The sequence below is a fragment of the Deinococcus sp. genome (genome assembly GCF_030523985.1).
Lineage (GTDB): Bacteria > Deinococcota > Deinococci > Deinococcales > Deinococcaceae > Deinococcus.
This window is the reverse complement of sequence record NZ_JAUNHK010000057.1, coordinates 1-5,373: the sequence shown is the minus strand read 5'-3', so window position 1 is coordinate 5,373 and position 5,373 is coordinate 1. Positions and strand designations below refer to the sequence as shown.

General features: G+C 65.7%; 6 protein-coding genes. 1 reads left to right on the top strand and 5 read right to left on the bottom strand.

Translation table 11 applies throughout. From position 1 onward, the window contains the following. Positions 1 to 103: 103 nt before the first annotated feature. The 4 genes from Q4C89_RS09435 to Q4C89_RS09420 all read right to left on the bottom strand — a co-directional run bounded on the left by Q4C89_RS09435 (position 104) and on the right by Q4C89_RS09420 (position 3,815). Positions 104 to 1,108, bottom strand: a complete 1,005-nt coding sequence (locus Q4C89_RS09435; protein ID WP_303102355.1) for an LptA/OstA family protein — start codon at positions 1,106 to 1,108, stop codon at positions 104 to 106. A 9-nt stretch (positions 1,109 to 1,117) separates the two neighbouring features. After that, the gene (locus Q4C89_RS09430; RefSeq protein ID WP_303102354.1) at positions 1,118 to 2,053 is read right to left on the bottom strand and encodes an LptA/OstA family protein; all 936 of its coding nucleotides are present in this window, start codon (positions 2,051 to 2,053) and stop codon (positions 1,118 to 1,120) included. 57 nt (positions 2,054 to 2,110) lie between these two features. After that, the gene (locus Q4C89_RS09425; protein ID WP_303102353.1) at positions 2,111 to 2,716 is read right to left on the bottom strand and encodes a hypothetical protein; all 606 of its coding nucleotides are present in this window, start codon (positions 2,714 to 2,716) and stop codon (positions 2,111 to 2,113) included. Between the two features lie 151 nt (positions 2,717 to 2,867). Next, complete coding sequence (locus tag Q4C89_RS09420) at positions 2,868 to 3,815, bottom strand: aldo/keto reductase family protein (RefSeq protein ID WP_303102352.1); 948 nt, start codon at positions 3,813 to 3,815, stop codon at positions 2,868 to 2,870. Positions 3,816 to 3,913: 98 nt separating this feature from the next. Between Q4C89_RS09420 and galE the strand changes: the two genes are divergently transcribed. Next, positions 3,914 to 4,906 carry a UDP-glucose 4-epimerase GalE gene (gene galE / locus Q4C89_RS09415; protein WP_303102351.1) on the top strand — a complete coding sequence of 331 codons (993 nt, stop codon included), beginning with the start codon at positions 3,914 to 3,916 and terminating at the stop codon, positions 4,904 to 4,906. Here the strand turns inward: galE and Q4C89_RS09410 are convergent. Next, positions 4,897 to 5,373: YigZ family protein (locus tag Q4C89_RS09410; RefSeq protein ID WP_303102350.1), on the bottom strand; the 477-nt coding region annotated here is incomplete at its 5' end. The two genes, galE and Q4C89_RS09410, sit on opposite strands and share 10 nt — an antisense overlap.

Here is a 5,373-nt window from a genome sequence, read left to right as displayed (position 1 = left end):
GGGCCAGTGCGGGCCTTGGGGCAGCGGGTTGTCGCATACCCCCACTACGCGACCGCGCCGCGCCCGGTTGCTGGAGGGGGCGCGGCACGGTCTAGACAGATTGTCAGGGGGCGCTGGGTGGCGTGCCGTCCAGAAACTCGCCGCTGATGTTGCCTTCTTTGCCCGCGTTGGCGTAGACCTCGTTCCTTTCGAGGTTGTACACGATGACGCCGCTGGTGATTTTGAGCGAGTCGCTGCCGCGCACGCTCTCGGCGGGCTGCTCGGGCGAAGCGTAGAGGCGGGCGGTATTGGCCTGGTCGTCGTATTCGACGCGGCTGGCCCGGCTGACCCGGCCGCCCTTGCTGCGGAGCACCACGTCACCGACCAGCACGGTGGCCTCGCTGTCCACGTTGATCTCAATCTGGCGGCTCTCGCCGGATAGGGGGTCTTTCTGGTCCGTGCGGTTGAAGGTGATGGGGCCATCAATGCGGGCGATGCCGTCAGCGCCGTCGTACACGAGCGATTGCCCGACCAGCTGGGTCTTGCCCTGGGTGACGAACACGGTGCCGGGCGCGGGCTGGCGCTCGGCCTCCACCCCGCAGCGCGAGAGGCGGTCGGTCTTGCCCTCCGGTACGTCGTCCAGAAAGCGGGCCGTGCCCTTGCTGGCCTCGACCTTGCCGTCGCTGCCCGTTTGTCCTTCTTTGGCCGGAAGCTGCGCGACCTCGGCCAGCGGCACCCGAATCAGGTTGCGGTCAATCACGATGCGGATACCGCCGGGGCCGCTCTCGCTGAAGATGCCGATATTGGGCGCGTCTTCCGGTTCGCCGTCGGGCGGAGTGCAGACCGCATAGATGCCGGTGTCGTCGCTCGTCCCCGTGCGAATCACCATGATGCGGTGTTCCTTGCCGTCCTTGCCCTGCCGCACGAGGTCCATGCAGGCCTGCTCGGACCCCTCCACGCAGCGCCCGGCCTTCTCGTGCGCCGTGACCACATCGCTCGTGACGGACGGTGCGGGTGCGGTTGCTGGTGGGGGTGTGGTAGCGGGGGCCGCCTGCTGTGCCCAGGCCCAGGCGACTGTGCCGAGGGCCGCCGTCAGTAGCAGGGCCAGGGCCGGACGGCGCTCAGGCATGGCCCCCGCTCACTTCTCGCCGCGCAGCTTGAACTGCGCCGTGGGAATCGCGTAGCTGCTGTTCTTGACGCTCACGCGGGCCAGCTTGGTGTTCTGCTCCAGGTAGCCGCTCTTGGGGGCACGCAGCGTCACCTTGCTCTTGGAATCCACGCTCACGGCGTTGCCGGTGACGTAGGCCACGTCCTTGGCGTCGTCGTAGTACACGGCGTCGCCGGTGGTCGTGATGGTGCCCTGCACCAGCTTGACGCCGCCGCGCACGTAGAGCGTCTTGTTTTTGGTGAGCGCCCGCACCTCGTCGCCGCTGATGACCAGTTCCTTCTGGTTGGCTTTGGCGGCGCGGGTCAGGGTGGGGTTGCCCGAAAGCTGTGCCAGTTCGCGGTCTTCGTCGAACACCAGTTTCTCGGCGCGGCCCGTCTGATCGCCGCTGACCAGCTTGACGCTGCCGGTGCTGGTCGAAACGTTGGTGTCCACGTCCAGGCTCATCTGCCCGGCGGTGATGGTCACGGTGTCGCCGTCCTTCTTGTCCTCGGGCACGAAGGTGGCGCTGGGGTTGCCCTTCAGCACGCCCGTGCCCGACGCTTCGCTGTAGGTCAGGCTGCCGCCCTTGGCGCTCAGGCGACCACGCGACACGCTGACGGGGCCGCTGAATTCACCGGTGCGCTTGCCCTTGGCCTCAACGATGGGCACGCCCGCCGGAGCCGACAGCACGGCCTTGGGCGCGGTGATTTGCAGGGTGCTGACCGTGGCGCGCAGCGGGCTACCGGTGAAGGTCAGCGGCCCAGTACGCAGGTTGCCGGTAGGTGCGCCCTGAAAGTTGATGATGCGTTTGTCGGCGCTGGGATTGGTGCTGACTGCCGAGGAGGTGGCTTTGGGCGCTTGGGCCAGTACGGTGGGGGCACTCAGGGCAGCGGTGGACAGGGCAGCGAACAGGGCAATTTTTTTCATGGGGATTCTCCTGACAGGGGGAAAGTTTGCTGAAAGTCGGGTTAGGGACAGCCGGATTCAGAGCGGCACCCGCTGACCGTCGCGGCAGGTTTCAGTCGCGTCGGGGTCCCAGCCCCAGTTGGACTGGGGAGAAGCCTGCTCGACGTTGAACTGGAAATCCATACGCAGGTCGTAGATGTTGCCGCTGACGGCGGGCGAGTCCAGCACGGCCCTCGGCGCGGAAAAGCCGTAGCCCTGCTCGATTTTGACCGGGGTTTGCGGCGTGCCTTCCAGTGCGAGGTCGGCGCATTCCTTGACCAGCCGAATCTGGGCGCGGGGCGTCACCATGTCGTCTTGCCCGTTGATGCTCAGGCTGGGGGCCTGTACGGTGGCGTCCAGCGTTTCCGCGCCAGTGAGTTGCCCGGCGGCGTCGCGCTGGCGCAGCAGGCGCTTGCCTCCCGCAATCCCGCTCAGGTCGGTGACACTGCCTACCGGGTCGTGGCGTACCTGGGCGGCGGCGAAACGCCACACGGCCTCGGGGTCACGGGCGGGGTACAGCGTCAACTGGACGTCCTGAAGGGTGATTCCGGTCTGGGCCTGTGGGGCCTTGCCGCTCGGCCATAGCGCGAACAACAGGGCGAATCCCAGAATTCCCAGCAGCACGAGGGGGCCGACTTTCTGCACGAGTGGCACTCTAGTCCGCTCTCTCATGAGAGAGGTGGGGCAAGGCTGACCAGGGATAGAGGGCACCGGGCGTCAAAGCAAAAAGAAGGGAAAGCCTGGGCCTTCGTCAAAGCTTCCCCTCTTTTGAGCCATCGGCCATCGGCCCTTCAACTCACGACGGCTTGAGAATCTCCTCGATACGGGCCTGCACGTCGTCGCTGAGCTTGACCCCGGCGGCCTTGACCGTGTCCTGAATCTGGTTGACCTTGGTGGCTCCGGTAATCACGCTGCTCACGCCCTTTTGCCGCAGCAGCCACGCCAGCGCGAGCTGGGCACGGGTAATGCCGAGGTCGTCGGCAATGGGTTTCAGCTCGCGCACCTTCTGGATGTTTTCCTCGGTCAGGTAGCTGCTCGCCCAGTTGTCCTTCTCGCTCAGGCGGGCGCCTTCGGGCTTGCCCTCGTCGTACTTGCCGGTCAGCAGGCCCATCGCCAGCGGGCTCCAGACCACCAGCCCCAGCCCCGCTTCCTGGGTGTAGGGCAGGATTTCCTTTTCCACCCGGTCACGGCGCACCATGCTGTACTCGGGCTGCTCGGTGACGGGGGCGTGCAGGCCGTATGCCCGCGCAAACTCAACTGCCTGGGCGATGCGGGCGGCGGGCCACATGGAGGTGCCCCAGTACAGCGCCTTGCCGTCGCGGATGACCTGATCAAAGGCCATCACGATTTCTTCCATCGGCACTTCGGGGTCGTAGCGGTGGGCAAAATAAATATCGAGATAGTCGGTGCCCAGGCGCTTGAGGCTGCCGTCAATGCTCTCTAGCACATGCTTGCGCGACAGGCCCCGGTCGTTGACATCGTCGCTCATAGGCCAGAACACCTTGCTGGAAATGACCAGCGTGTGCCGGGGAAACTCGCGCAGCACCGCGCCCATCAGGGTTTCGGACTGCCCGCGTGCGTACACGTCGGCCTGGTCGAAGAAGTTCACGCCCTCGTCGTAGGCGGCCTTCACGATGTCGCCCACCATCTTGGAGGCGTCCTGATTCACGCCGTAGGTTTCCCAGCCGCCCAGGGCGACTTCGCTGACCTTCAGACCACTCCTGCCGAGTTTGCGGTATTCCATAGCCCGCCTACTTTAACTCTTAAAGCATCGCCCCACCATCAGATGAAGAATGGGTAAGTTTGCCTGTGCGCCAGCCCGAGCCGTTACCCTGAGCAGCGATGAAACTTCTGGTGGTCGGCGGCGCGGGCTATATCGGCTCGCATACGGTGCGGCAATTGCGGGCGGCGGGGCATGAGGTGGTGGTGTTCGACAATTTGTCCAGCGGCCACGCGGCGGCTTTGCCCACAGACGTGCCTCTACTGCGCGGCGACCTACTCGACCCCGACAGTATTCGGACGGCCCTCGAAAGCCAGCGACCCGACGCAGTGGTTCATTTCGCCGCCCTGATCGAGGTGGGCGAGAGCATGCGGGCGCCGGGACGGTACTACCGCAACAACGTGACCGGGAGCCTCAACCTGCTGCAAGCCATCGTGGACACCCGCAAAGTGCCGCTGGTGTTTTCTTCGACGGCTGCGGTGTACGGCACCACCGACGCCGTCCCGATTCCCGAGGATGCCCCCCTGCGTCCCGAAAGCGTGTACGGCGAAACCAAACTGATGACCGAACGCATGATTCACGCCTTCCACGTCGCGCATGGGCTGCCCTACACGGTGCTGCGTTATTTCAACGTCTGCGGTGCGGCTCCGGGTGGGCACATCGGTGAAGCCCATCCCAGCAAGACCCACCTCATCGAACTGGCCTGTCTCACGGCGCTGGGGCAGCGCGAGAAGATGATGGTTTTCGGCAACGACTACCCCACGCCCGATGGCACGTGTCTGCGTGACTACGTGCATGTGCAGGACCTCGCCGACGCGCATGTGCTGGCGGTCGAGGCGCTGCTGGCGGGCCGGATGATGGCCGCCACCTACAACGTGGGCCTGGGGCGCGGCTTCAGCGTGCAGGAGGTACTGGACGCGGTGGATGAAGTGGTCGGCACGCCCCTGCCGCGTGAACTCGCGCCCCGCCGGGCAGGGGACCCGCCCCGGCTGGTGGCCGACGCTTCGCGCATCGTCAGTGACCTGGGATTTGCACCACAGTTCACCGACCTGCGTCAGATGGTGCAGACCGCCTGGGATTGGCACCGCCACCACCCGAACGGCTTTCAGGACTGAGTTTCTTCCACCTCTGCCGCTCCCCGAGTGGCGTCGCGCAGGGCCGTGGCAAACGCTTCGGCATCCTCTGGAAAGACCGCGACGGGGAGGGAGACGCCGCTCGCGCTATAGCTTTCCTCACCACGCTCGGTGTCCCACTGCCCCAACAGGTGGTACAGGCTGCTGAGGTGCTCGAACGGCACACTCACGCTCAGGTGCTGGCGGGGACGGACTTCCAAGCGGGGAGCCGTCCGCAGGCATTCCGCCGCCGTGCCGCCATAGGCCCTGACCAGTCCGCCCGTACCTAGCTTGACTCCGCCGTAGTAACGCACCACCACGACCATCACGTGGTCTACGCCCTGGCCCTCGATGGCTTTGAGAATGGGTGCGCCCGCCGTGCCGCCTGGTTCCCCGTCATCCCCGAAGCGGTAAGCCCCCCCAATCCGGTAAGCCCAGCAGTGGTGGGTGGCATCCGGGTAACGGGCTTT